Annotated in this window: 19 protein-coding genes and 1 pseudogene; 7 read left to right on the top strand and 13 right to left on the bottom strand. The window is 56.3% G+C overall.

The window, feature by feature from the left end:
• Positions 1–155: 155 nt before the first annotated feature.
• From E1H13_RS18050 to E1H13_RS18025, 6 genes are all read right to left on the bottom strand, one after another.
• Positions 156–392: an acetyltransferase gene (locus E1H13_RS18050; RefSeq protein ID WP_169615221.1), complete on the bottom strand. Its 237-nt coding sequence runs from the start codon at positions 390–392 to the stop codon at positions 156–158.
• Positions 393–428: 36 nt separating this feature from the next.
• On the bottom strand, positions 429–584 hold the full coding sequence (locus E1H13_RS18045) for a hypothetical protein (RefSeq protein WP_169615219.1): 156 nt from the start codon (positions 582–584) through the stop codon (positions 429–431).
• Between the two features lie 184 nt (positions 585–768).
• Positions 769–2,112, bottom strand: a complete 1,344-nt coding sequence (locus E1H13_RS18040) for a spore maturation protein (protein ID WP_169615217.1) — start codon at positions 2,110–2,112, stop codon at positions 769–771.
• A 23-nt stretch (positions 2,113–2,135) separates the two neighbouring features.
• Entirely contained in the window at positions 2,136–3,203 is a 1,068-nt protein-coding gene (locus E1H13_RS18035) for a potassium channel protein (protein WP_169615215.1), read from the bottom strand.
• A gap of 326 nt (positions 3,204–3,529) precedes the next feature.
• Positions 3,530–4,174, bottom strand: coding sequence for a nucleotidyl transferase AbiEii/AbiGii toxin family protein (locus E1H13_RS18030; RefSeq protein WP_347404184.1), 645 nt, complete (start codon positions 4,172–4,174; stop codon positions 3,530–3,532).
• A gap of 18 nt (positions 4,175–4,192) precedes the next feature.
• The gene (locus tag E1H13_RS18025) at positions 4,193–7,531 is read right to left on the bottom strand and encodes an alpha-mannosidase (protein WP_169615213.1); all 3,339 of its coding nucleotides are present in this window, start codon (positions 7,529–7,531) and stop codon (positions 4,193–4,195) included.
• 44 nt (positions 7,532–7,575) lie between these two features.
• On the opposite strand from E1H13_RS18025, the gene E1H13_RS18020 reads away from it, so the two are divergent.
• Positions 7,576–8,715 (top strand): hypothetical protein, encoded by a 1,140-nt coding sequence (locus tag E1H13_RS18020; protein WP_169615211.1) that lies wholly within the window; start codon positions 7,576–7,578, stop codon positions 8,713–8,715.
• 233 nt (positions 8,716–8,948) lie between these two features.
• Complete coding sequence (locus tag E1H13_RS18015; RefSeq protein ID WP_206070668.1) at positions 8,949–10,727, top strand: mechanosensitive ion channel family protein; 1,779 nt, start codon at positions 8,949–8,951, stop codon at positions 10,725–10,727.
• Positions 10,728–10,865: 138 nt separating this feature from the next.
• On the opposite strand, the gene E1H13_RS18010 is transcribed toward E1H13_RS18015, so the two are convergent.
• Entirely contained in the window at positions 10,866–11,756 is an 891-nt protein-coding gene (locus tag E1H13_RS18010) for a hypothetical protein (RefSeq protein WP_206070666.1), read from the bottom strand.
• A gap of 623 nt (positions 11,757–12,379) precedes the next feature.
• Between E1H13_RS18010 and E1H13_RS18005 the strand changes: the two genes are divergently transcribed.
• The 4 genes from E1H13_RS18005 to E1H13_RS17990 all read left to right on the top strand — a co-directional run bounded on the left by E1H13_RS18005 (position 12,380) and on the right by E1H13_RS17990 (position 18,130).
• On the top strand, positions 12,380–13,780 hold the full coding sequence (locus E1H13_RS18005; RefSeq protein ID WP_169615207.1) for a glutamate decarboxylase: 1,401 nt from the start codon (positions 12,380–12,382) through the stop codon (positions 13,778–13,780).
• A gap of 297 nt (positions 13,781–14,077) precedes the next feature.
• A complete protein-coding gene (locus E1H13_RS18000) occupies positions 14,078–15,598 on the top strand; it encodes an amino acid permease (protein WP_169615205.1) in 1,521 nt (506 codons plus the stop codon).
• 105 nt (positions 15,599–15,703) lie between these two features.
• Positions 15,704–16,321, top strand: a complete 618-nt coding sequence (locus E1H13_RS17995; RefSeq protein WP_169615203.1) for a trimeric intracellular cation channel family protein — start codon at positions 15,704–15,706, stop codon at positions 16,319–16,321.
• Positions 16,322–16,426: 105 nt separating this feature from the next.
• Entirely contained in the window at positions 16,427–18,130 is a 1,704-nt protein-coding gene (locus E1H13_RS17990; protein WP_169615201.1) for an alpha/beta hydrolase, read from the top strand.
• A 322-nt stretch (positions 18,131–18,452) separates the two neighbouring features.
• Here E1H13_RS17990 and E1H13_RS17985 read toward each other — a convergent pair whose 3' ends face one another.
• Together E1H13_RS17985 and E1H13_RS28055 are read right to left on the bottom strand one after the other, a co-directional pair.
• Positions 18,453–19,319 (bottom strand): alpha/beta hydrolase, encoded by an 867-nt coding sequence (locus tag E1H13_RS17985; RefSeq protein ID WP_206070664.1) that lies wholly within the window; start codon positions 19,317–19,319, stop codon positions 18,453–18,455.
• A 9-nt stretch (positions 19,320–19,328) separates the two neighbouring features.
• Positions 19,329–19,484, bottom strand: a pseudogene (locus E1H13_RS28055) (linear amide C-N hydrolase); the annotation flags it as partial.
• Positions 19,485–19,822: 338 nt separating this feature from the next.
• Between E1H13_RS28055 and E1H13_RS17975 the strand changes: the two are divergent.
• Positions 19,823–20,974: a transporter substrate-binding domain-containing protein gene (locus tag E1H13_RS17975; RefSeq protein WP_169615197.1), complete on the top strand. Its 1,152-nt coding sequence runs from the start codon at positions 19,823–19,825 to the stop codon at positions 20,972–20,974.
• A gap of 77 nt (positions 20,975–21,051) precedes the next feature.
• Here E1H13_RS17975 and E1H13_RS17970 read toward each other — a convergent pair whose 3' ends face one another.
• Genes E1H13_RS17970 through E1H13_RS17955 form a run of 4 tightly spaced genes read right to left on the bottom strand, consistent with a single transcriptional unit; the run spans position 21,052 to position 26,171 of the window.
• Positions 21,052–22,206: a linear amide C-N hydrolase gene (locus E1H13_RS17970; protein WP_169615196.1), complete on the bottom strand. Its 1,155-nt coding sequence runs from the start codon at positions 22,204–22,206 to the stop codon at positions 21,052–21,054.
• Positions 22,207–22,216: 10 nt separating this feature from the next.
• Entirely contained in the window at positions 22,217–24,481 is a 2,265-nt protein-coding gene (locus tag E1H13_RS17965; protein WP_169615163.1) for an FUSC family protein, read from the bottom strand.
• 5 nt (positions 24,482–24,486) lie between these two features.
• Positions 24,487–24,663 carry a hypothetical protein gene (locus E1H13_RS17960; protein WP_169615194.1) on the bottom strand — a complete coding sequence of 59 codons (177 nt, stop codon included), beginning with the start codon at positions 24,661–24,663 and terminating at the stop codon, positions 24,487–24,489.
• 2 nt (positions 24,664–24,665) lie between these two features.
• Positions 24,666–26,171 (bottom strand): NHLP bacteriocin system secretion protein, encoded by a 1,506-nt coding sequence (locus tag E1H13_RS17955; RefSeq protein WP_169615192.1) that lies wholly within the window; start codon positions 26,169–26,171, stop codon positions 24,666–24,668.
• Positions 26,172–26,240 lie beyond the last annotated feature (69 nt).

Raw genomic sequence — 26,240 nt, 5'->3', positions numbered from 1 at the left:
TCGGTTGTGAAACGCAGCTGCGGCGAAGATAGTGAGGGGGTTGCCCCTTGTTAAAATAGCGCGATGCCAGGGCTCTACTCAAAAGCCGTCACTGCTTAATTGTAGTGGCGGCCTTTTACTGCTTTCCGCCGCTTAAGCGTTGATTCAGGGAAGTTCTAAACTAGGCTAGGTAGCTTTTGCTGTGAGGATAGCTGGTAGGTTGGTTCCCACCAGCATCGGGGCAGGGTTTCTCCCGATGGAAAACCTAATTCGGCCTTGGAAAACATTTCGGCTTCTTGCAGTTCTTCCCCCGCATGGAAGCGCCCCAAAACTTCTGAATGGCAGGGATCCCAAATCTCTGGGACGTCCAAAATTTCCACTAGGTTGCCACTAGACATATGCTTTAAAAACATTGTCTTCCTCCTGAATTTCAATGATTGAACGGCTGTCTAAAAGACGCCAACTAAAACAACAAGGGTAAACAGGCAAAACAATCCTAGGATAATAGCCCCAATGGTGATGTAAGGGGCATGATTGATTTTTTCGAAGTAGGCGTTGTTCTTTTGATCCTTCTCGGGCTCTGGTTTCCAGGTCATGCTTTTCATGAAAATTACCTCCAATTCTGAGGACTACTTAAGATAGATCCTAAAACTTCAATAATGAATTGGGTCCAGAAGGATCCTATTCTTAACTTGGTAAATGAAGCTGTGACAGTTTAATTCATAGTTCGAAAAATGGTTTTTGAGAGAATAAGAGCCGGTAGAGTGAGGCTGAAGATAACTCAGTTGCTTAAAAGGTAAGGGAGCAGATAATGAGAGCGGCTACCATACCAGTAACATCAGCGGCTAGGGCAGCGGGCAAGGTATAACGAGTTCGGATAATGTTGACGCTACCAAAGTAAACGGCCATGACGTAGAAGGTGGTTTCGGTAGACCCTTGCATGGTAGACACGAGGTAAGCTAGAAAGCTGTCGGGGTCGTTGTCAACAATTTCAGACATCACCCCAAAGGCTCCACTGCCGGAGAGGGGACGAATCAGCGCCATCGGTAAAGCCTCGGCTGGAAAGCCGACCAAGCCCGTGATCGGGGCGATCGCGGTGGTCAGCAAATCTAGTGCTCCACTGGCCCGAAACATAGCGATCGCCACAAAGATAGCCACCAGAAAGGGGATAATCCGCACCGCAATCTGAAACCCCTCCTTGGCCCCCTCGGTTAGGGCTTCGTAGACTCTGACCCCCCGAAAATAGCCAAACAGCAACAGGGTACAAATCAGCAGCGGAATCAGCCAGTCGGAGATGGCGGCCATTACTTCGGTGCCAGCCAGGTCTGGGGTTCCTTGCACCGTTAGCCGATAGGTGACCACCCCTAAAAAAGCCAGAATCAGACCGCCAAACAATAGCTTGCCCCAGCGCCCAGGGGGGTTGAGCTCTGCTAGGGCTTCATTGATCGGCAACGAATCCGGGGCATCTTCCAGGGAAAATAGTGGCTCTGTATTATCCCCAGACAGCAAGGTAGACTCAGGGCTTTCCGGCTCCGGCTCCCGACGAGCCAGCAACTTCGCCACCAGGATGGCCACTGCCGTAGAGCAGAGAGTAGCGATAATCGACGGCAGAATAATCGCCCCCGGATTTGTGGCCCCGGCACTGGCCCGCACGGTGATGGCGCTGATCGGCAGCAGCGTCAGGGACGAGGTGTTGATGGCCAAGAACAGGCACATGGCGTTGGTGGCTGTACCGGGGGTGGGGTTGACTTTGTCCAACTCAGCCATGGCTTTCAGGCCCATGGGTGTGGCGGCATTGCCCAGTCCCAGGGCATTGGCCGCCATGTTGAGGATCATCGCTGACATGGCCGGGTGTTCGGCGGGAATTTCGGGGAACAGGCGCACCATCACTGGGCGAATGGCCCGGGCAATTAGCTGCATCAGCCCTGCAACTTCCACCACTTTAATCAGCCCTAGCCACAGGGCCAAGGCCCCAATCAAGCCAATGGCTAGGGTAATGGCACTTTCTGCGGCTTCAAAGGTGGCGGCGGTTAGTTCTGCCATCAAGCCGTTATAGGCCGCCACCAGGGTGGCAAACACAATCATGAATAACCAAATGCCATTCAGGGGAGAGGCGACGTTTTTGGAGGCCATAGGACAGTTCAGGACGTTCGGAGCTATCGCGGAATGGGGCTAAGAATTTGGCTGAGCCGCCGCAGTTGATCCATGGTGCCCATGCTAATCACCAGGTCGCCAGGGTACAGTCGGGTATCAGCGGTAGGGCCGACGATCAGGGTCTCATCTTCGCGACGAATGGCCAGCAACAGCGCCCCCGATTGCTTACCCAGTTGGGCTTCTCGCAGGGTTTGCCCAACCACCGGGCAGACCTTAGGGTCTAACAAGAACTCTTCCACATAGACGGTGCGATTGGCCCCAGTTAGCATACCATCCAGAAAGTCTACGACCTGGGGCCGCAGGGCCGCCGCCGCCATGCGTTTGCCACCCGTAATGTAGGGTGATACCACCACATCTGCTCCACCTCGCTTCAGCTTTTGAATCGCCTCTTCGGTGCTGGCCCGGGCTATGGTGCGGATGGTGGGAGCGAGACTTTTAGCGGATAGGACTGTGTAGAGATTTTCGGCATCGGAAGGCAGGGCGGCCACCAGACAGCGAGCCCGTTCAATGCCGACCTGCAACAGAACCTGGTCGTGGGTGGCATCCCCCTGGATGGTGGTATAACCCACCTGCTGGGCCGCCTGGATGGAGCCATCGTCCAGGTCCACCACCACAAAGGACACGGCTTCGGCGGCAAATTCGGCGGCAATCTGGCTGCCAGTGCGGCCATAGCCACAAATAATGTAATGTCCGGTTAAGGAGTCCATGAATCTACGTCGCTTTAACAGTCGAAAACCAGCCTGGAAATGACCCTGGACAATGGCTTCTGTGAAATTATTCAGGATATAGGCAATGACGCCGACGCCAGTCAAAATTAGCAGAATGGTAAACAGGCGACCCCGAGGACTCAGGGGGTTGATTTCCCCAAAGCCAACGGTGGACAGGGTAATGACTGACATGTAAGTGGCATCCAACCAGCTCCAGCCTTCAACAAACCGATACCACAGTACCCCCGAGAAGATGACGAAGCCTAGGGCGACTGCCCCCCGAACCAGGTGTCGTCGGGTGCGCCGGTAATTTTCTTCAACGATCGTTTCACGGTAGCGGGGACGGTTAGAGCGCGAGGGCATGACACCTCAACGGTTGACTAGAAAGCGTTAGGAACGCCAGCAAGAGACTGGTGGTCCCAAAATTGTCTTTGGTGATTTCCGAGAAAATGCAGATCCCCAGGTTCAATCAGCGATCGCGGCTTTTAGAGGGTGGACATTGCCCACCAGTCGATAGCCAGTTGTCTAACCGTTATCTTAATGGCGCGATCGCCTTAAATTGTAAGGGCTATAGCCAAAGGCAGAGGGCCAAAATCAGAAGGATGAATGGGGATACCTGCTGTAAATGCCCCAAAAATTATGGCCAATACCCCGATAACCCTGGAATCTTGACATACCGTACCGATACTCTAGAAATCTTCTTCTTCATCCAGAGGCTGAATATCTTGCTGCACCAGATCCTGCCAAACCGCCATCACTGGGGCTGAGGCCCTAAGCGCTTGCAAGGCCGTGGTGACTGGGCCAGAGTCGGCCTTTAACTCTGGAAAAGCCAGTAACAACATGGCAATATCGCGCCAGTCTGTCCCGGCTTTGGGTTTGCCCTGGCGCTGATGTAGGGCTACCACCTTATAGGCGATCAAGGCAGCTGGGGCGATCACAAGTAGATCTTCTATCGATTCAGCTGGGGGCAGGGTATCGACCTGTCGAATATCGACCAGATGACGATTGCCAGTTTTGCGCAGCTGGTAGACCCGATACCCCAACCCAGTTTTTACCGCTCTAATCCGCACTGCAATTTGGAACTGAGTCGCTAGGAGTTGGCGTACCGCTTCGGCCAACTCTGCTGCTTGCAGCGAAAGGAGATCAATGTCTTGGGTCATCCGGGGCTCGCTGACCCAGGCATTAACCGCCTGAGCCCCAAAAATTACCACATCGGGGCGATCGCGCAGAAACTCTAGCACGGCGGCTTGAATCACAGCCAGGGGTAACTCTTCGGCCATGGCAAATTCTTGCAGTGTCAGAACGCCAGCGTTCAGGGTGGAATCAGTGACCACAGTGTATGACCTCAATGATCACAATGTCTCAAGCTTAGCTTGCCAGGTGGCCGCCAGACTTACCACTTGCCAAGGCGCTATGGCACCTGTGGCCGTTTCAGGCTGGGTGTGCTGGGGCTGTTCTAGCAGGTTAACCGGCTGCCAGGTTTCTAGGGGGAAGGGACTGTGGAGAGCCAGTTCTGGCTGGTTACCCAGGCTTTCGTAACAGCGTAGAATCAGCTGCTGGTCGTTGTCCTCCGCCAGCTTCAGGGTGGCTAACACCAGGCTGTTATCCCCCAGGTCAAGGAAACTGGCGGTGGGCGGCGCCGGGGTTGCGGACGCGCCGACTAGGGGCGGGAACCAGGGCTGCAGCGGCTGGTTAAAGGCCCGAGCTTGGCGGACGGTGTGGGCCTGCTGCCAACTGTGGGGATGGGGGTAGATGGCATAGCGAAAGCTCTGCCAGCCGCGATCGCATCCAGGATCGGGCCAAACTGGAGCCTTCAATAGCGTCAGCCGCAGTTGGCTGGGGCTGGCATCAAACCCGTGCTTGTAGTCGGTCAGGATGCTAACGCCGCGATCGCCCTGGCTGAGGTCGGCCCAGCGTAGGGCTGGCACTTCCCACTTGGCCTGGTCTTGGGGGGTGGCCGGGGCTGTGGGGCGCTGGATGGCCCCAAAGGGAATCTCGTAGGTGGCCTGGTCTGCCGCCACCGTCAGCGGAAAAGCGGCTTTAACCAGCACCTGGGTTTCTTGCCAATCAACGCTGGTGTGGATGGTTAGGATAGGGGACTGGTAATCCAGATTGTAGTCTTGGATAAAGGTGGACTGGCGAAAGTGACGCACCACCCGAATCGTCTGACGAACGGGACCAGAGTCGATCCACTCAATCTGTTTTAGTTCAAACCGGTCTAGGCCATGATCCGAGTAGTCGGGGGCGATGTTCCAGGCGTCCCAGTATTGTCCCTGGTCTCGAAAGGCCTGCAGCTGATTTCCAGGAGCGGAGAAGGTTTCGGTGCCAGTGGGCTTGTGAATCAGGCTAGCGATGGAACCCGTGGTCGGGTCGACAGTAGCTTTTAAGACTGAATTTTCTAGAATCCAGTCCTGGGGGGCTGGGGCCTGTAGCGGGGAGTTAGTCGTGGGCACCAGCCAGATCAGTCGGTAGCCAATGCTAGGGATATCGGCCACATCCACCAGTACCGTTACTCCACTCTGCTGTGTCAGGGGTGTAGGGTGGGCATTGCCCACCACTGATGTCGATGGTGTAGATGGCAAACCGGGGGCTTGAGCCCGTTGGCTGGAAAGAGGATTGCCCCAGTGGTCCTGAGCTTGCCAGCCTGTGACATTGGCCTGCAGGTCAGGCACTGGTATCGTGATCACCTGGCGCCGCTCCCAGTTGAGGGGGTTGAACAGCAGTACCGGGATCGCACCGGAGCTGGGAGCCGCTGGCAGCGGCAGGGACTGAGCGATCGCCTCCAGAGCCTCTTGTAATAGCCGATTTCCTGTGTCCAACGCCGCCTGCCAGGTTTGGTTAGCGTCCTCAAACACCTCCGGGATAGAAGAACCGGGCAAAATGTCGTGGAACTGGTTAAATAGCACCTGCTTCCAGGCAGTTTCTAGCTCGGTCCTGGGGTAGGGGCGTAGTCCCTGGATGGTCGCCAGGGTGGCCCATAGCTCCGCTTGAAATAACGTATCTTCGCAGCGGCGGTTGTACCACTTTTGGTCCCCGTGGGTGGTGTAGCAGCCCCGGTGGAGTTCCAGGTAGAGTTCGTCGGGCCAGGTAGAGAGTGGATGGGTGGATGGGTGGATGGGTGGGTGGGTGGATGGGGAGGGGCGAACCTGGGTATCTGCCCTGGTGGGGAGTGGTGGGGTGGTGGGGTGGATGGGTGGGTGGGTAGGGGCGGACCTATGTGTCCGCCCTGGTGGGGAATGGGAGAGGATGTGATCCAGCAGTGGCACGGCGTGGCTAAACACTAGGCTGGGGAAAAAGGGAGAACTGGCCCAGCGGCGGGCTTTGAGCAGCATGTCGCGGGTGGGGCCGCCGCCATGGTCGCCGACGCCGGGCAGCCACAGGGCATCCATGCAGCCGGTGTTGGTTTCCCAGTCTGCGGCGTATTGGGCCATCTCCACAGGTTCAATGTCGGTGCCGATGGGGGGCAGGGTGACGCTAGGGATGGTGGTGCCGTCTAGCCCCTGCCAGCGGAATAGGTGATGGGGAAAGGGATTGGTGTCGTTCCAGCGCAGTTTTTGGGTGGCGAAGTAGCGAATTCCCCCCTGGGTGAGTAACTGGGGCAGTTGCCAGGAAAACCCGAAGCTGTCGGGCAGCCAGGCGATCGCGCTAATCTGACCAAATTTTGCCGCACAGTAGCGCTGGCCATAGAGAATCTGACGGGCGATCGCTTCTCCCCCGGGCAGGTTTAGATCGGGCTCTACCCAGAGACCGGCATCGATTGCCCAGCGGCCCGCCTGCACCTGCTGCTGGATGGCCTGAAACAACTGGGGGCGATGCTGTTCCAGCCAGTCAAACAGGGCCGGGGAGGAGTGGCTGAAGGTGAGTTCAGGGAAGTCTGCTTGCAAGGCCAGCACCGATGCAAAGGTGCGCTCGGCGGCCTCCCAGGTGTCGGCAATGGGCCAGAGCCAGGCCAGATCCAGATGGGCGTGGCCCAGGCAGTGGATGGTGCGCTGTTTCAGCCAGGGGGATAGATCCTGCAGGGAGGCGCGCAGGTGGGCCAGGGATTGGTCAAAGGCGACGCGATCGCTGACCTGTTCCCAGGCGATCGCCCCAACCGCCTGCTCTAGTCGGGGTAGGTGCTGGGGAGCGAATTGCCGCAAATAGGTAGCCAGGACCGTCAGTTCATCCGCCACGAAACTGGGTTCCGGGGTCTCCCAGTCGGGGGATTCAAACACCAGTTGAGCGGTGACCAGGGCGCCCTCGTCATGGCCTGGGCTCACCAACTTGAGGGAAACATCCACCCAGGCGCCTGGCACCACCTGTGCCGTCAACCCTAGACGAGTCCAGCAGTCGAAAATGTCCCCCGTATGCACCAGGTTGCCATTCACATAAACCTCGGCCTGGTCGGCCCACCAGCGCAGGGCTAAACGGGCACAGAGCCCCTGGAGGGGATAGCCGTGCAGATCGGTGGGCCAGGTAAACCGCTGGTGGAGCCACAGGGGAACCTGCCCCCGCGCCCAGGCCATGTGATCCCGATGATTCAGCTGGGCCAGGGGCCAGCCCTGCCAGGGGGAGTCGGTAGGGGGGCTGGCTGTGCTTGCAGGGGCCTGGTGCCAGGTGGCCTGGACGGGGCACTGACTGAGATGGCGCAAGCGGTTAAGGGTTTGGTGCAGAGCGGGATTGACAGCCTGGGCCTGATCTGAAAAGGGCATGGTTCCGGTATGATCGAAGCAGTTTCCCCAGTGTACGCAGAGTTATGGCCGCTTCACCCCGTCGGTTTCAGAGTCAGACCCTATCTCGCCTGGTGGCAGGGTATCGACAGTGGCGCCATGGCACTGGCCAACTGCTGCGCCGTGGCCGCACCGCCCTTGTGTGGGGGGTGCAGATGGTGGTTTACCCCGTCTATGCCGCGATGCAGGCGGTCAGAATGGCTCACCGGCAACTCGCAGCCTCCTCTGCCTGGCAACGGTGGACAGCGCGCTTACGGGGGACGGCATCGCCGCGATCGCTCACCAGCGATAGCCCGATTCGGGCCTTGCTCTCAGCTATTCAACCGCAACAGCCCAATCATCAACCGTCAGGGCGATCAGTCAAAGCTGATCGAGCCTTACTGCGTCAATCCAGGGCGGCTGGGCTGGGGCTGGCCCAGGTGAAGCGCACTTTGGCCAAGTTAGGTCAACCAATCCAAGGCATTGCTTCTGATCTGCAGACCCAGCAATTGGTTCTGGTGGCTCAGGATAACCAGATTTTGAGTGTTTTAACGACAGCCCAGCAAGATCGGCTACAACAGGCGATCGCCTTACTGCTGGATACCTACGGTCGCCTCAGTGCCGCTCAACCTCTGGGGCCAGCGGCTACATCATTGGGGTTACCGCTGCCGGAAGTCAAGCCATCCCAGTGGTGGCCAGTGCAGTGGGTTTACCAGTTCATCGCCTGGATGCAAACCAGTATCCTGGCGGTGGTCACAGACCTGTTTGGCGAATCCCAGGCCATGAAGCGGATGTGGCTGGCTTCAGGGGAGCAGGGATTTGTGCGGTTGCCTGGGGTAGCCCCTGTGACTTCGCATTCACTGCCCCTGGTGGGTAAGGCTGGTGCCGGGGAGGATCGCCTGATTGATCCCAGGCGGCAGACGCAGCTAGTCAACGACGGCGCTGAAGCCGATAGCCCGAACCGGGCGCTATCGACCCAGGGGGCATGGCAGCTTACTGCCCAGATGCAGAACCAACCCACACTGAACCTAGGGCAGGGGCAGGCAGCCGTGATCGAGGCCCAGGTGACTGGGGTCAACTATGTGGACCACCCCCTGGTCTGGGTGTTGCGCTGGCTCGATCGCGGTCTGTGCTGGCTGGAAACCCGACTACGACAGGTTTGGCAGTGGCTGCAGGATCGGTGCTAAGGATACAGTAGTATCCAGAAACTCAATCTTTACCGGGCGCTGAGCATCACTGAAGTGAGGGTGTCAGGCTTTAGGTGTCAGGTATCAGAGATGGCTGACCGACTGATGCTATAGCGTATTCGTGGAGGGTAATGAAGAAGGGATTTTTAAGGTTTTCAAAATTTGTTCTGGTGGGTCTGGGCGCACTACTGCTCATCCTTCTTAATCCTCCCCTAACCCTTGGCCAGGAACCGTTGCCGGTATTGGAAGACCTAAAAGATACGTTGGCGGACTCTGTCAGTCTGCTGCAACCGGGCGTTAGCGAGGTGGTGTACCATCCTGTGCGTCTGGATGGGGTCAGGCTGTTTAAAATCGCATCGGTGGCCGCCAGCCAGTCGGCCAATGGCAATGACGATCATCACTTGCCCCTGCAAGATCGAGCCAGACATATTGAAACTCAGTTGCAAAACCTGGTGAGAAGCGATTTTGAAGCCAATTCCTTACAGATTAGGGTCAGCAGGCTCAATAATCAGACCGTAATTGTAGCTTCTGATGATGCCGCTTTAGACGAAAAGGTGCTAGTGACGGTCACTGAGTTAGATAGTGTCCTGCATGGGGTCAACCCAGAGAACCTGGCTGGTCAGTGGGCCGGCATTATCGACCTTCGCCTGCAGCAGGCCCAGCAGGAGCGCCAGCCAGAGTATCTGCGGCGGCAGGGATGGCTGGCCGCAGGACTGACGTTGGTAGTTGTTGGCCTGAGCATAGCGACCTGGCACCTTCAACGGCGTTACCATCGACAGTGGCAGGCTCTAGAGCAACCTTTGGTACACACCGCTCATTCAGGGGTAACCGATGATCAGGGTACCGTTGCAGAGGACGAACACAACCAACCATCTCTGTCTACCCCAGTCAACGAAAGTCGTGAACTGGCTCAGGAACAGGATGTCTCTAATGGCACGGCGGCGGCGATCGCTCAGGAATCGACTGAGTCAGAGACTGCTGTCCTAACTGATACTGATCGGACCCAACAGGAGGCTCGACAGCATCGAATTGGGTTTCAAATTTTGCTGCTGCAATGGCTGCAAGTTGGCCTTTGGGTTGGGGGGCTTTCCACCGGTCTGATTTTGTTCCCCTTCACTAGAGCAGTGGGCTACTGGCTGCTGTTTAAGCCGCTATCCATTTTGCTGATTTGGCTGCTGGTGACGGTGGCCAACCGGCTGAGTGTCATTGCTATCGACTGGTATATCCAAATCTGGTCCAGGCGGCACTGGCTCCGAGCCTCGTCCCATCGTCTCAAATCTCTACGAATTCCAACCCTGGCCCGGGCACTGACGGGGTTAGTCACCTGCTTGTGGATCGCCCTGGGAATTGTGCTCACTATGGATGACCTCGGTATTCCCCTGGGACCCCTGCTGGCAGGGGCCAGTATTTTGGGGTTTGCGATCACCTGGAGTTTCCAAAACTTGATGCAAGATGTCAGCATGGGGGTCTTAATTCTTTTAGAAGACCAGTTTGCTGTCGGTGATGTCGTTGGCATTAACGACATCCTCGGTACCGTTGAAACGATGAACCTGCGCAGCACTCAACTACGCCATGAAAGCGGCGAGTTAATCACCATTTCTAACAGTATGATTACCTCGGTGCGGAATCTCTCGAAGGATTGGGCTCAGGTCATCCTGTCGGTGCCTATTGCTTACGACAGCGATCTGCCGAAAGCCATGCAGCTGATGCATCAGACGGCCACGGCCATGGGCAACGACCCGGCCTGGCGTGACCTGATTTTAGCTGCCCCCCTGTTACTGGGGGTAGATGGGTTCGACGCCAGCGGAGCATCGGTGCGTATGGTGATCAAAACCCAGCCCCTGAAGCAGGGTCCTGTGGAGCGAGAGTTACGCTGCCGTCTCAAGCTGGCCTTCGATCGGCAGGGCATTTCGATCGGGGTGCCCCACCAGAAAATCTGGGTACGGGAAGCCACCTTGCCCATGCTGACACCATTAGAGGTCGACCATCAGAGCGATCGCTTCCATACCTGAAGCACTGTGAGTGGCCATGCAAGCCTCGACTGACCCTGCCCCACCTCGGCCTATGCTGAGAAGAGCAGCCCAGGCCTGCCAATGAGCGGATTTTGAGACGGCTTGGCCCAAGGTTTTCCTGCCCCCGAACTAGGTGACCTACGGCTGGTTGGCTGACCTGGCGGCCTCTGGCAGCATCAGCAGTGAGCCCATGAAAAAGAAAACTGCGCCCAGCAGCGTAAACGTGGTGGCCAGGGTGACGGCATCGGCCACCAGTGGCCGGGGCAGCACCAGCGCATACACTGCCGCAATCATGAACCCGATACAGCCCAGCAAGTTTGCAAAGGTGATCCACCAGGATAGGCTAGAGGGCTTCCAGGCCCAGTAGGCATGACAGGTTTCGATAAATCCTAGATAGCCAGAGGCCAGAAACAGCACTGAACCAACAAAGTCTGGTGCCCAGATGATCAAATCTTGCTGCACCCAGGTTAGCCCCGGCACCATGGCATCCCAGGTGTTGAGGTTAAACAATAGCGTGCCAGGAAATTGCAATGCACAGCTCAGCCAGCCAATGTTGTGGGGAAACCAACCAAACCACACAGGCGATCGCCGTCGCCGCGATCGCGGTGCCGCATTGGCCGCTTGGAACAGTTGCAAATAGGCCGCTGTGGTAAACGGAATCGAGCCAGCAAAGTAAATGACATTGATGCTGTTGGACGATATCGCCCAGCGCTGGGCTAGATGGGGAGAGAGGCTGAGTACGCTGCCCAGGGCAAAGAGGAACGCTCCCAGAGCGAAGATTAGGCCAATCCACCAGTTCAGGGTTTGAGGTAGCCAAAGACCGCGCCGTAGCAGGGTAACGACACTGGCGATCCGGTCAGCGCGATCGGTGGCGAGGTGTTTGCGATCGTCGCGCGATCGCCACACCACGAGGGACTGGTCAATCTGCTGATAGACCCGCTGGGTGGTGAAGGGCCACGGCCCGGCGGTTCTAATTAGCTGATCCTTGAGGTGATGGTGGTGCCTGTTGGCAGGATGATCTTGATCCATGGTAAAGCCGGACTCTGACCCAACGACACAGTACCGTCTGAAATCTAGCAGGATATCTGGAGAAAATCCCTAAACATTATTTGAGGAATTGGAAACAAATTTAAGAGATCTCCAGGAAAGATTTTCCCTTTACGTAGGATGGGCAAAGGGTCTTGCCCGTGCCCATCCTACGGTGGTATTTTGTTATCCAAAAATTGCCTTAAGTGGGTAGGCCAATTCAACTGTAGGATGGGTTAGCGGTAGCGTAGCCCATGCGGGCGTTGGGTTTCGTGCCTCAACCCAACCTACATTAACTTATATTTAATTGCACCTACCGACTTAGGACAAGTCTACAGTTCTTTATTAGTTCTTTATTAGTTCCTTATTCTTTGCATGTAAGGTAAATCGCATGGTGAACCTAGTACGGGAAAAGCTGCCGTGAATCCATCTCATAGAAGAATATCTATGAGAGGCTGAAGTCTGTAACAGGTTGATTTTAGCTAAGTTGCCGATCATAATAGGCCTCAGATCAGCCCATTGCCCAGCTGGTTCAGTCTGTACAGTGCCCAGCTGTCTGTGCAGGTGGTCGGTGTAGCCTAGGGCACTCCCGCTGCCCCTGACTTGTTGTGCATTTCAGATTTAGTATGCCCCTACATATCCAACAAAATAATCCCGATAGCGAGCTCGACGAAGTCTTCGGCAGCTCCTATGGTTCGATGATTGCTCCCACTGCAGAGTTCCCTGATGGCGAAGCGCGCCATGATGCTATCTATCAGCTCGTGCATGATGAGTTGTTCCTAGATGGCAACGCCCGCCAAAATTTGGCCACCTTCTGTCAAACCTGGGAAAACGAAGACCTGCATAAGCTGATGGCCCTGTCGATCAACAAAAACATGGTCGACAAAGATGAGTATCCCCAGACGGCGGAAATCGAAAGCCGCTGCGTCAAGATGCTGGCCGACCTGTGGAACAGCCAACCCCACGAAAACCCCATCGGCACCTCCACTATTGGTTCTAGCGAAGCCTGCATGCTGGGGGGGATGGCGGCCCTACACCGCTGGCGGGCGCGACGGAAAGCCGAGGGCCAGCCCACTGATCAGCCTAACCTGGTGTGTGGTCCGGTGCAGGTCTGCTGGCATAAGTTTTGTCGCTATTGGGATGTGGAAATTCGCGAAGTGCCGATGGATCGGGGGCGGTATTTCATGGATGCCACCGAAATGCTGAAGCGAGTGGACGAAAACACCATCTGTGTGGTGCCCACCTTTGGCGTTACCCACTCTGGTAACTACGAGTTTGTGGAACCCCTGGCTGATGCTCTGGATGACCTCCAAGCCCGCACCGGACTGGATGTGGATATCCACGTGGACGGGGCCAGCGGCGCGTTTCTGGCTCCCTTCTGCGCCCCTGACATTAAGTTTGACTTTCGGGTGCCCCGGGTGAAGTCGATTAGTACCTCCGGCCACAAGTTTGGGCTGGCTCCCCTGGGTACCGGCTGGATTATCTGGCGCGATACCTCGGCCCTACCCGAAGAACTGATCTTCAAGGTGAACTACCTGGGCGGCGAAATGCCCACCTTTGCCATCAATTTCTCCCGACCGGCGGGGCAGATCATTTGCCAGTATTTCCTGTTTCTGCGTCTGGGTAAGGAGGGCTATCGTAAAATTCACCAGACCTGTTACGACACGGCCCAGTGGATTGGTCAAGAGGTGGTGAAGGCTGGCCCCTTTGAACTGATTTGCAACGGCGACCCTCGACAGAGCATTCCAGCGGTGACCTGGAAGATTAAGGATGGCGTAGAGCTGCCCTACACGCTGTTTGACCTGGGCGATCGCATGCGGCAGCGAGGCTGGCAGGTTCCGGCCTACACCCTACCCGCCAATGTCTCTGACGTGGCGGTGCAGCGGGTGCTGGTGAGGCAGGGCTTCTCGCGAGATATGGCCGCGCTGATGATCCAGGACTTCCGCCAGGCGATCGCCCACTTCGACAAACACCCCGTCAGCGTGCCGTTGACAGAGCAAGAAGCAGGGGGCTACAAGCACGCCTAATACTAGATCCGCTTTGGCTAGCCCCGGTTGGGCTGGAAAAACACCGTTTGCCCCTACGCAAGCCGCCTGCTTGGAATCGGGGTTATACGATTCGGATTTGGTATGAGCCAGGTTTCCCAGCTTGCTGCCTGCCTGAGACAGGCCCGAAATCCTAAAAATAGGTTGTCCGAGGTAACTAGCTAAGCCCATAACCTGGTGCTGACAGATTGCCTTCGAGAGATCTTCGAATACTGCCTCCCATGAGCGATATGCCAGGGAGGCAGCTTAGATGAACTTTTCACTTTGGGTTTTTATGTCATGACTGCAAAAACCGAAAAATCTATTGGTTGGCTGACCCTATCATTCATGATGGTGGCAGCGGTCGCCAGCATCCGCTCTTTACCGGCTATGGCTGTCTATGGCCTGGGCTCGGTATTCCTGTATCTTTTGCCCGCTGCAGTGTTCTTCGTTCCAGTTGCCCTAGTGGCCTCTGAACTGGCCACTGGATGGAATGGCGGCCTCTATGGCTGGGTAAAGCAAGCCTTTGGTAACAAATGGGGATTCTTCTCCATCTGGTACCTATGGATGAACGTAATGACCTGGTATCCGACTGTGCTGGCTTTCGCTGCTAGTACCGTAGCCTACTTATTTAATCCAGGGCTTGCCAACAATGGTTTTTTTATCGCTACGGTCATCATCGTTCTGTACTGGATCAGTACGTTAGTTGCCCTGGGCGGGCTCAGTGCCTTATCAAAACTATCCTCCTGGTTCATGATTTTAGGGACGCTATTCCCCGCCGCAGTGCTGATTGTCTTGGGCGCTACCTGGCTGCTGACAGGACGCCCCTCGGCAGCTCCGCTAACCCTAGGAGCCTTGGTCCCCGATATTTTCAGTTCGACGTCCACTGTGGTGGCTGGTCATCATCGCAATGCCGCAGAGTACTGGAAAGAGTTCTCGGGGATGCTGGGTGGTTTAGTTTTGGTTGTAGGTAATTTTCTGGCCTATGCCGGAATTGAGATGAACGCTATTCATGCCCGCTCGCTTGCGAATCCTCAAAAGCAGATGCCGCGGGCCATTAGCATTGCAGCCATTTTAATTGTTCTAATTTTTATTCCCCCCACCCTGGCCATCTCCTTTGTCGTTCCCTCCGATTCAACAAGTTTGACCGCTGGGGTAATGCAGGCCTACACGGAATTTTTCACTCGGTTCAATATTCTTTGGGCTGACAAAATCATGGCTGTGCTGCTCATTTTTGGGGCTCTGGGTGGCGTGTTGACTTGGACCGCTGGTCCATCCTCAGGTCTGCTGATGGTGGCCCGTTCTGGTGCGATGCCCCGCTGGTGGCAAGCAACCAATGCTAAGGGGGTGCAGCAGAACATTTTGATCGTTCAGGCTGTAATCGTAACCCTGTTGGCTTTGATATATGTAGTGGTGCCCGATGTGTCAACAGCCTTTTGGATACTGAGTGCGATCGCGGCCCAAATCTACCTAACCGTCTACATCTTCATGTTCCTAGCGGCTCTCAGACTCCGACAGACCCAGCCAAACATTCAGCGTGGATTCGTCTGCCCGGCCATCAAATTCTGGGCTATTCTAGGGTTGATTGCATCCGTCCTTGCCCTGTTGCTGGGGTTTGTGCCACCAAATCAGTTTAGGGCTATGTCTCCGATTCTGTATGAAAGCATTTTGTTTGGCGGCTTGATTCTGTTCGGGATTCCTCCTTTTATCTTCTATGCCAATCGTAAGCGTGAGTGGCAGGTGGTTTCATCTGATGAAATCGAGAAAAGCACGGCTTCGCTTAAGTATCTTGACAATGTGGATATTGCCGCCAATAGCTAATCTGAGGGCTACCAATAGCTAATTCATAGGATAAGCCAAGTCATTCCATTACCCCTGCAGCAGATATCAGACGGCCTTGGCCTATCCTATGAAACCCATGGAAATATGGAATATTTTCTGACTCAGCTTGGTATTGGCGTATTTGCCATTTCTGGAGTGCTGTCGGCGGCGCGCACTCGCCTTGACCTTATCAGTATTGTCTTCGTGGGTTTACTGACGGCCCTGGGAGGCGGTACCCTGCGGGACATGATCCTGGACTTGCCGGTGTTCTGGCTGTTTGATCTGACCTACTTCTGGGTTGCGGTGGGGGCTTCCTGCCTAGCGTTTGTGGGTATTCGGTTAATCCTGAGGCTACCTCCTCGTCTGATTTCCTACCTGGATGCCGCAGGAATTGCCTTGATTTCGGTACAGGTGATTGAGAAGACATTGGCATTTGGATATGTGCCGACAGTTGCCGTGGTGATGGGCATCGTGACCGGCATTTCGGGTGGCCTTTTTCGAGATATAGTCACTCAGCGCCCGACCCTACTGCTCTCGCGGGAACTGTACGCCACGCCTATTTTAGTGGGTTGTGTAGGTTATCTGGCGCTGATGTCGCTCATGCCCCAAGCCCAGGCACGGCTGCTGGCGATAGCGATCATTTTTGGGCTGCGCAGCGCCATCATTCGTTGGCAAATATCCATACCGTTGCGGTTAACCCTGGAAATCAAAGACAGACCTTAGTCAAGACAGGCCTTAGTGTATAGAAGAGCAGAAGTAAGACGGCAGTAGAGACCCCCCATTGGGCTAATCCTCCTATACTGTTTACAACAATAATTAAGCCATGTCATGGTCAGTCGCTTTTTCGCTCAATCCTTGGGCCGACCCCAGTTTGCTTGGCTGCGTCACTCAATCGCTCCGTTCAGCGCCCTGCTAACCACACTGACTACCCTAGCGCTGGCTGCCCCAGGGCTGGCTGTGGAAACCATCGTGATTGAGTATGGCCCCTTCAGTCGGTCAATTTCTACGGCTTCGCTAGAGCGTTTTGCCACCACCGGAGTAGCCGATGGCCACCTGGGGGGATTGCTCCAAAAGATCAATGCCGAGCAGCAGCAGGGCGTGCGAGCAGCGCTTCAGGCTAGCCGCAGCATTGATGTGGTGCCGCTGACCCAGTGGCTCTATAGCCCCATGGGCGAGGACATGCTTCGCTTCGCCGGTACTTTAATCAAAACTGAGGCCTCGCAGAATGGCCAACTGGCTCTACGGTCTGCTTTAATTACCACCGCCGCCGCTGGCGATATTTCCCTGCTGGCGGTGATTCGCAACTTTCCGACCGGGGGAATGCGGATTGATTTATCTCGCATCGTAGCCGCTGCCCAGGAGGTGATTGCTGAAGCTGACAACACTGCTATCCTCAGAGAGGCCGTCGCCCAGCAGTCTGCGGCTGATGCCGCTCTGCCGCCTCCCTTTGACCTAGCGGCCCTACCTGACATCACTCAGCCTGGCCCCTACTCCACTCGGCAGATTTCCTTAACGATTAACGATACAGAGCGGAACCGCGCTTACCCGGTGGAAGTCATTGTCCCCGACAATCTAGAGCAGCTGCCAGGGACACTGCCAATCGCGGTCATTTCCCATGGGTTAGGCGACACTCGCACCAACTTCCTCGATCTTGGTGTCCATTTGGCCTCCTATGGGGTTGTAGCGGCTTTGCCCGAGCACATTGGCAGCAACCTCGCCCAAAAGCAAGCGCTGTTTAGCGGCCTGTCAAATGAAGCCTTTAGGGCTCGAGAATTTATTGATCGCCCCCTCGATATTACCCGCCTGCTCGATGAACTGGCCCGCACCAACCAGGCCGACTACTGGGGCAAGCTTAACTTGGACCAGGTCGCCGTTATGGGTCACTCCTTTGGCGGCTATACTGCTTTGGCGCTGGCCGGGGCTACGGTCGATTTTGATCTGCTGCGGCAGCAGTGTATCCCTGTAACTAATGTGGTGCTGAATGTGGCTGAACTGCTGGAATGTCGTGCCCTAGAATTAGATGACGATCCCGCTGTGATCGAAACCCTGGGGCAAACGGGCCTGCGCGATCGCCGTGTTAAAGCTGTACTGGCCCATTCGCCGGTTACTCGCCTGTTTGGTCAATCAGGCATCAGCCGAATTCAGATTCCGACCATCCTGAAGGCAGGAGAATTTGACATCGCCACTCCGGCAGTGCCTGAGCAACTCAGCACTTTTCGTTGGTTAACCATCGAGGACAAATACTTTTACCTGGGGGAAAGGTCTTCTCATACCCCAGAGTTAACCCGTCTCATCAATCGTTTTTTGCATCTCGATCGCGATCTGACCCAGGGGATAGACGAGGCTATCGAGCTCAACCGTGGCATTATCAGTGCGGTGAGCCTGGCCTTTGTCAAGGTCTACCTGACAGGTGATCTGACCTACGAGCCGTTTTTGCGGTCGGCCTATGTGGAAGCCGTGAGCCAGGCTCCGTTTAATCGCTATCTAGTGCGCGAGTTGCTCGATAGCCTGCTAGACCTGCTAGACGAGTAAGGTGTTGTCTAAAAACGTCTGGCTCATGGGCAGGCTTACCCTACATTTTAGAAACATCCGACAGAGCTGTGACTACCGCATCCTATTTGAATACACCCGCTTTGTAGGGGCATACCCTGACAGCGCGTGACACATGCTACGCCCCTACGGGATTTCTGATGATGAATCGGGGTTTACCAAGGCGGATTCAGTATCTGTTATGCAATGCCTAGAGCATCGGTACAGTATGTCAAGATCCCAGGGTTCTTGGGCTGGTTAGCCAGGAATTTTGGGGTATCCCAGGGTTCTGCCCTGGGATCTGTACCGGCGTTCTAGAGAATCCCTACCCATTGGGAACCGGCGTGTCCTTGGCCGGGACAGCGCAACGCTGCCTGAAGTCTGCCAGGGCGTGATTGATCCGTTCAGGGTATTCTGCCATGATCAAATGCCCCGCCTCGGGCAGGTGCAGGTGTTGGCCGGGGGCAAAGTGCTGGGTCAGGGCGTCGCCCATGGCGCGGGTAAACGTGGGATCGCGCCCGCCGCTGATCACCAGGGCTGGAATATCGAGCTGCCAGGTTTGACGTTGGGCAAAGAAGTGGTAGCCCCAAAAGATTTGCAGCGACTTGTAGGGGGCCGCATCGACGGGGATGGGGCTTTCGGCCATAAATTGCTGGATGGTAGGGTGATCGAGGCGACTAATGGACTGGGTCACCAGCCGCTGTAGCGGTTCCCAGCGAAACAGGTGTCGTCCACCCCAGGCGAGGCTCTGTATGAGGGGAACTTCCCACCAGGGAGCGAGGTCGTGGGTGCCGCCCGCCACCAACACCAGCCCCACCACCGGATGACGCTGACACCACTCCAAGGCCAGGGGCACCCCATAGCTGTGGGCAAACAGGATGGGACGAGCAATCTGAAACCGATCCAGTAGGCGGGTTAGATCGCGGCAGTGACGACCCAGGGAGTAGCGGGGATAGGGGCTGGACTGGCCGTGGCCCGCCAGGTCGTAGGCGATCGCTTCCCAGCCCTGGGCCAGGGCAAACTCGTACTGTGCCCTGAGGTTAAAGCGATTGCCCAATCCCCCGTGGAGGTAAACTACCGCCGGAGCACTGCCGCCCCGGTGGCAGACCTGGAGCTGTACCCCCGGGCGCAAGGCTAGGAGTTCTCCCTGCATGGGGTCAGGGGAGTCACTGGAGTAGGGTGGCGGTGGCATCGGGAGCTAGGCCATCGAGGTGGCAATGCTGAAGTCGGGCTGGCTAACTTTCAGGGAACCAAAGGTGTTGGTGAGCTGATCGACATTGCTGAGGCAAGTATAGTGGCTCAGGTTGGTCAGATGCCAGTCAAAGCGGGGGCCGTTGGTTACGCTCCCGACCGGGTTGATTGACTTCTTTCCTGGCGGTGGGGGCCGGGCTGTTTGGCCTCTACGAACTGAGGCAGCGCCGCCAGGGTAGAGGGGCCAAACAGGATCCCGATGCCCCGAGTTGATCAACGCATTGAATTTACACGTTTTAGAGCATCAGTCAGTTGAGGTACACTCTGGTTGAATTGGGGGTAGGGCTACAAATCGTTGAACCCTTCGTAGCTATGCATTCTCGCTGGTTTTTGTGCCTGATTCATCTGTTCTTGTGAAATATCCGGGCCTACAGCGCCCCATAGCACTATTTACGTATGACCTTCTATCTAAGAACCAGACAGTACGTTTTATGTTTGATTAGTTTGGCAGTCTGGATCGGGGGGAATGGCGCTCTTTCCGGCAGGGCAGACACTATTCCAAGCCAGTCAGCCGCGATACTCTACGCTCAACGTTTGCCCAATGAGGGACGGCAGGTCAGGGTTGGGGTGGCTGGAGAACCGCCCAGCGTGATTGTCACCGCAGGTGAGCCCAGTGGCATCATCGTGGAATACTGGCAGGAACTCGCCCAGGAGATGATGCTCAGTTACGAACTGGTGGCTTACTCTACGGTAGAAACCAGCTTAGCGGCTCTGGATAAAGGGGAGGTTGATCTGGCCATAGGTAGCATCAGTATTACCAGCGATCGCATTGCCAAGTACGACTTTACTCAACCCATCAGCCAGGGCGACCTGACCGTCCTCCGACCCAGCGAGCCTCCCACCCTATGGAGGACTTTCCAACCCTTCCTCGGATGGACGTTTTTGTCCTCCGTAGGGGGAATTTTTCTGTCGTTTTTTGTAGTGGGAAATCTGCTCTGGTGGACAGAACACAAGGACAACGAGCAGTTCCCCAAGACCTACAGGGAAGGGATCCGCGAGGGCATATGGTGCGCGACCACAACCTTCACCACTGTCGGCTATGGCGATCGGGTGCCGATTACTCCCCTGGGACGCACCATTGCTGCCGTCTGGATGATTCTTTCTCTGGTGATCGTCACATCGCTAACAGCGGGGATCGCAACAACCCTGGCAGTGGCGTTTTCAAACCAACCTTCCCAGCGGCTCAGCCAGCCCCATGAACTGGCGGGTGTCCGCATTGCGGTCGTTGACGGGGGGGCGGCAGCCGAGCGATGGGCGCAGTTTTACCAGGCTAGGGTTAGTGTGACTGAGAGTCTCGAAGCTGCGATCGACCTGCTGGCTTTCCAGCAGGTCGATGGCGTGGTGTCCACTCGCCTATCCCTGGAGTACTACCTGCACCAGCATCCCAAGGTACCGTACCAAGTGGCCAGCTTCAGTCTAGGTTCCCAGCCCTACGGCATTGCCTTACCCCTCAATAGCCCCCTGACGCGGGAACTGAACCATTACATTTTGCAATTGCCTTCCCAAATAAGCATGCAAAGGATTCGCCAGACCTGGTTCCAGTCCCTGGAGGAAGCTTCGGACAACAGTTCCGAGGACCATAACGGCAGTCAGTGAGACATGAATGGCCGACAGCAAGGCCCAATTCAGCTCCTGCTAAAGATTTTCCAACACCGTGGTGGCAGTATTCCCAGTCACTGGAGGAGAGTCGCCGTGCCATCGGGGGCCAGCCCCTCTAGCTGGGCCAGGGGCATGACTTTTATGGCCTTGGTTTGGGCCATCTGCTTGAGGTCGAACAGGGTATAGTTTAGCCCGTTGTAGGTGCGCAAAAACACCCGCGCCCGGTTCAGATCCGCCAAGATGGTCCAGGGCGTATATTCGGTATCCCCCTCGGCGAGCACGCCCCCTTCGCCGCCGCCGTCAGTGCGGGGGTCGATGCTAACGCCCTTGGGCCGATCAAAATTATTCATGATGTGGGACAGGGCCAGCACTGCCGTATCGGGGTCGGTAGCTTTTTCGGTGTACTGGGTGTAGTAGACCGCTCGAATAAACCGCCCCACGGAGGTGCTGGAGCTGGGTAGGCCCACGGTGGCGATGCCGGAGTCGGGCTGGTGGACCTGCAGGGAGCCGAATGTGTTGGTGGATTGATCGATATTACTGAGATAGGTGTAGTTGTTCAGGTTGGTCAGGTGCCAGTCGAAGCGGGGGCCATTGGTCATGACCCCGACCGGGTTGTCGTAGACGGTCATGGTGCCCTCATGGAACTCGACCACAATGCTGGCCCCGGTGCGATCGCTCAACAGGTAGTGAAAGGGTGCGGCAGCCCCCTTGAGGATATCCAGCGGTGTTAGGGCCACCGGCTGCTCGGCCAGGGCCGCCTTCACCGCCGCAACGGTCTTAAAGTTGCCCAGCGCCCAGGAACCGAGATCAACCACCGAGAGCACCGCCTGGGTCAGGTCGAGCTGTTGCTGTGCTCCGCCCACGGAAGGATAGGCATTCAGGTTAAACGACAGGCCCGCTTCGTTAATCCCTTCTAGCACCTTCAGATCGGCAGGGGTGATGGGAGACTCCGCCGTGGGAATCCGATCTGGCATGGTCACCACAAACATGGCGTATTCGGTGGTGTAGGTCAGGGCCGGGGCATCGCCTGCCACAGACTTTAAGGTTTGCCCAGCCGGAAAGTAGGCGAGTTGGTAAGGAAAGTCTTGCCCCAACTCCATTGTCCGCCCGTGGTAGGCGTTGCCGTTGGCATCGAGGTAGGTCAGTGATGTGCAACCAAATCCTGGTCCGTTACTGAATCGCTCTAGGGCAGCAATATCGGCGGGGTTAAAGGGGATGGTAAACGTCATGGTGAGTAGCTTAGGGTTGGTCAAATAGGGATTGATCGAGGGCTTGAGCGATCGCCTTCAGGGTGGCAAAGGTAGCACTAAAGGCCACCATCGGCTCGATGGGATACCCCCGACTTTCAAGCCGCAACCCCAAAAGCTGTGTTTCCAGGGTTTCGAGCTGGGGCAGCAGGGGCGTCTGGGATGGCAGTCTCCCCCCTTCGACCTGGTCAGCAACTTGATAGAAGCGATCGGTCGTTTGTTGAGTAATCGTCTGCAGATTTGCCAAAAAACGCTGAGTAATCCAATCAGGAGGCGGCGTGCGAGTATATTCTCGCAGATTATTTAGCTGCGTCAAGAGCGGTTCTTCCTGGCCAATCCAGGTTTTCCACCGTCGCTTCTCCTGGTTGGCGGCGGCGCTAAAGCCGAGTTCCAGACCTGCCACCAGGCTCAGGAGAGAATGCTGCTCTAGGGACTTTGCCAGCTTGTTGGTCTGAATCGCCAGGGCCGGTTCGGTGGGCTGATCACGCCAATAGTCGGACAGGAGCGCTTGATAGATCTGCCCCATCTGGCGGTAAGTGTCTGCGAGGGTTTGGGTGAACTGGCCCACTTCTGACCCTTTGATAAAAAACAGGCTGATGATGAAGGCGGCACTGGTCGCCATTAACGTAGCCAGGGAGGCGGCATGGAGCGCCTGGTGAAAAAACGGCCCTACTCCCTCGGCATACAGCAGGGCCGCGATGATCGCCCCAATGCGTGACAGTTCAATGGAGTGGGGCGGCGTGCCAGGCAGAAAGCCAAAGGGGCCAGCGATCATTTCCGTTGCCTGAGCCAGAGGGGTAACAGTGGGTAGGGCAAAGCTCATGAACAAAATAAAGTACAGCAGAAAGCTGCCCACCGGGTTAAACCCAAACGAGTTGGCTACCAGGTAAATCCAAAATAGCAACAGGTGGATCACCCCGATGCCCCCCAATACCCCAGCGATTGCCCGCAGCAGGGTGGGCTGTACCAAAAACAACACCCCTGCCACGACCACCAGACTGGCGACCCGGGTGTAGAGCAAAGCAGGAAAGGGGTAGTCGACATGATAAATAACCGCCAGGAGCAGACCAATTGCCGTCCCCATGCCGACAATCTCAATGATCCGGTGGCGGGGCAGGGGCGTCCAGCGGGGCAGGCTAACGAGGGGTAGGCGGCGACGCTGGGCCATGATCTGCGCCCGTTTGTAGAGGCCGTCGCTCAGGGCTTCCAGGCTGTGTACCAGCTGGCGACAGAGTTCTAGCTGGTAAAATCCTTGCAAGACTTTTGGGGCGCTGTGTTGATCTAAGGCTCCAGATTCCCGCATCTGGTCCAGGGTGGCGGCGATCGCGGTGACATCCTGGTGCAGCCGCATCAGATCCTCAGGTGGTTCTAGATACCCCTGATCCAGGGACGCTTGTAGTTGATCACAGGTGGCGGTGCTGTGGATCAAAAACTGATCGAGCTGGTGCACAAAGCGGCTGGACAAATTAAGGGCATCCTGGGCAACCAGGTCATCCAGGGTATCTAGTTGCCGGATAATCTGCGCCTGGGCCGCCAGAATCGCCTCCCAGTTTTCTTGATAAATGCCCTCGCCCTGGAACTCATTTTCGGCATTTTCCAGGGCGACCTGGTTGGCTTCCACTAGGGTTTCAAGCTGGTGCTGCAGGTTGGCGGCATTTAGGTGAGCCAGGGCTGGATGAGGAGCCCAACGTTGCACAATCGCCCCCAGCTTCAGCGGCACCTGCTGCAAAAATTGCCGGGTTCCTGAGATTAACGCTGGACGACTGCCCCGGGGCCAAAATAACAGCACCACCCCAAAGCCCATGATGATGCCAATCCAGTTGTCAACCAGTCGCGCCTGAACATAGAGCCAGATGTTTTCTTGATCAGCGGTGCCCAAGGCCCGCATGGCGATGTAGGTCCCGATCAGCGTTGCCTGGGAATAGGCCGCCTCCCAGCGATAGGTTTCGCACAACAGGGCCGCCAGCATGAAGGTGAGGGCGGGTACCCCATAGAAGGCTGGGGTTTCTACCCCATAGGCTGAGATCAGGGTCGCTGCAATCACCCCGCCCAGTGCACTGCCGCCCAAGCGCCCTAGCCCCGCATTAATAGCTCCCCCCTGGCTGGGTTGATAGACCACCGACACAAAGCCAAAAATAGGATAGACAAAGTCATCGAGCAGATCGCCACGGTCTTTGAATAGGGCGGTCAGGATGGCCGCCCCCAGGGCAAAGCCCAGACCCTGCTTAATCAGTTGGGAAACCTCGCTATTGGCCACAGTCTTTAACCGTTGATAGCGCGTTCAGTGGAGTACAAAACCAGGGCCAGAAACATGACTAGCCAAAACCACAGCTGCGGCGGCTCGCTGAAGATCAGCACCAAAAACACCAGAACCGCCGCAATAATCCACCACTTTAACCACCAGGTCCACCAGGGCGATTTAGGTTTAGGCTCTCGCATAGTTAACCTCGATAAATGCCAGTGATGGCACGAAAGGCAGAGACGAGGTACTCAATCAACGCTCGTTCTTCCACCACCACATGGGCTTCGGCTGTGGTGCCATCGGTAACGGGTTGGGCGGGGCCGTCGCTGGCAGTCCACCGATAGCCGCTGGGGGTGTCGGGGTCAGGGTCAAGCCTGAGCTCCACCAGGATGTTAACAGCTGTAATCGCCTGGGGCATCTCAGGATCGCGTTCATCCTCACCCAGGAATAGCTTTAAGGCCAGCTCTCGGCTGCCTACTAAATTAGCTAACTCCGAGATGGTGACAGGCCGTTCCCCGACCGAGACCACCTCAGCCACCATGCTCCCATAGCGTTCGCGGGGGAAAGAGTCTGGCACCACGTCAATGGTCATACCGGCAGCCAGTTGTTTGGCCTCGCCCACCTCAAACAGGGCCACCACATTGGATTCAGCCTCTGGAGCCGTGCGGATGATTTGGCCAATTGAGCCCCCCGGCAGCACAATTTCCCCGGTGTTGATGGTAACTGTTTCTACTCGGCCATCGGTGGGGCTAACCACCTCGCTATTGGTCTGAATCAGGACTTCCATCTCGGCGATCGCTCGTCGCTGATCAGCAATCAAATTAGACCGGGTCGTGTTACTTAGGGTATCGACTAACTCGACATCACTACTTTCGGTGAGCAGGGCGCTGCTGGCGGCTTCCAGAGTACCCATCTGGGCCACAATGCTTTCGTCGATGCTGTCTAGCTCCTCCAGAGCGACCTGGACTTCATTGATCGCGTTGTTGACTGTTAGTTGGTTGGCATCTAAAAAGTAGGCCTGGAAGTTGATCGGGGGAACCACGCCTTCTGCCACCAATTCTCGAAAGGTGTCAATGCGCTGGTCAGTTTCTGCCTGAAAACTGCGCAAATAGCGGAGGTGATCTAAAAAAGCCACCCGCTGACTCTGGTTGGTAGACAGCTGATCTTGCAGGGCTTCAATTTGTTGTTGATTCGCCTGTCGCTGCTGGGTAACGGTGGCTGTGCCAAGGCGATTACGGTTGGATTCGGCAGCCGCAATTTGGCGATCCTGGGCCTCTAGATCTGCCAGGCGATCGCGCATATTTTGTAGTTCTTGAGTTTGCTCTGGCGACTCCATCAACGCCACTAATTGCCCGTTACTCACCTCATCACCCGGCTGGATATTGAGCTCCACCACCCGCCCACCTAGGCGAGGCTGAATCGCCACCGTCGATCGGGGTACTAAAATCACGGCTCGCCCACTGGCTCGCACCGGAAAGCGCCCGACAAAGGCCCAAACCACAAAAGCCACCAGCAGCAAACCGATGGGCACAAATCGAGGCCAGCGGTCTATAAATCCATCCGTTGAGGATTCCAACGTCATGTTAAAGCGATCGGCTCGCTCCGCCAGAGCTGGGCGCGAAGCATCTGAATCCATTGAATTAGAAATCAACGGCTCGCCATCTGAGGCGTTAGGCTGATCGTTGGGCGGGATAGGGGATGGCATGGCCCACACTAAACCATCAAAATACTATCAAAGCTGACCCGAAGTTAACACGTTCAACACTGAGACGTT

The organism is Nodosilinea sp. P-1105 (genome assembly GCF_012911975.1).
In the GTDB taxonomy this organism is placed as follows: domain Bacteria; phylum Cyanobacteriota; class Cyanobacteriia; order Phormidesmidales; family Phormidesmidaceae; genus Nodosilinea.
Note: the sequence above shows the minus strand (reverse complement) of the source record. Positions and strands in the feature narration are given on the sequence as shown.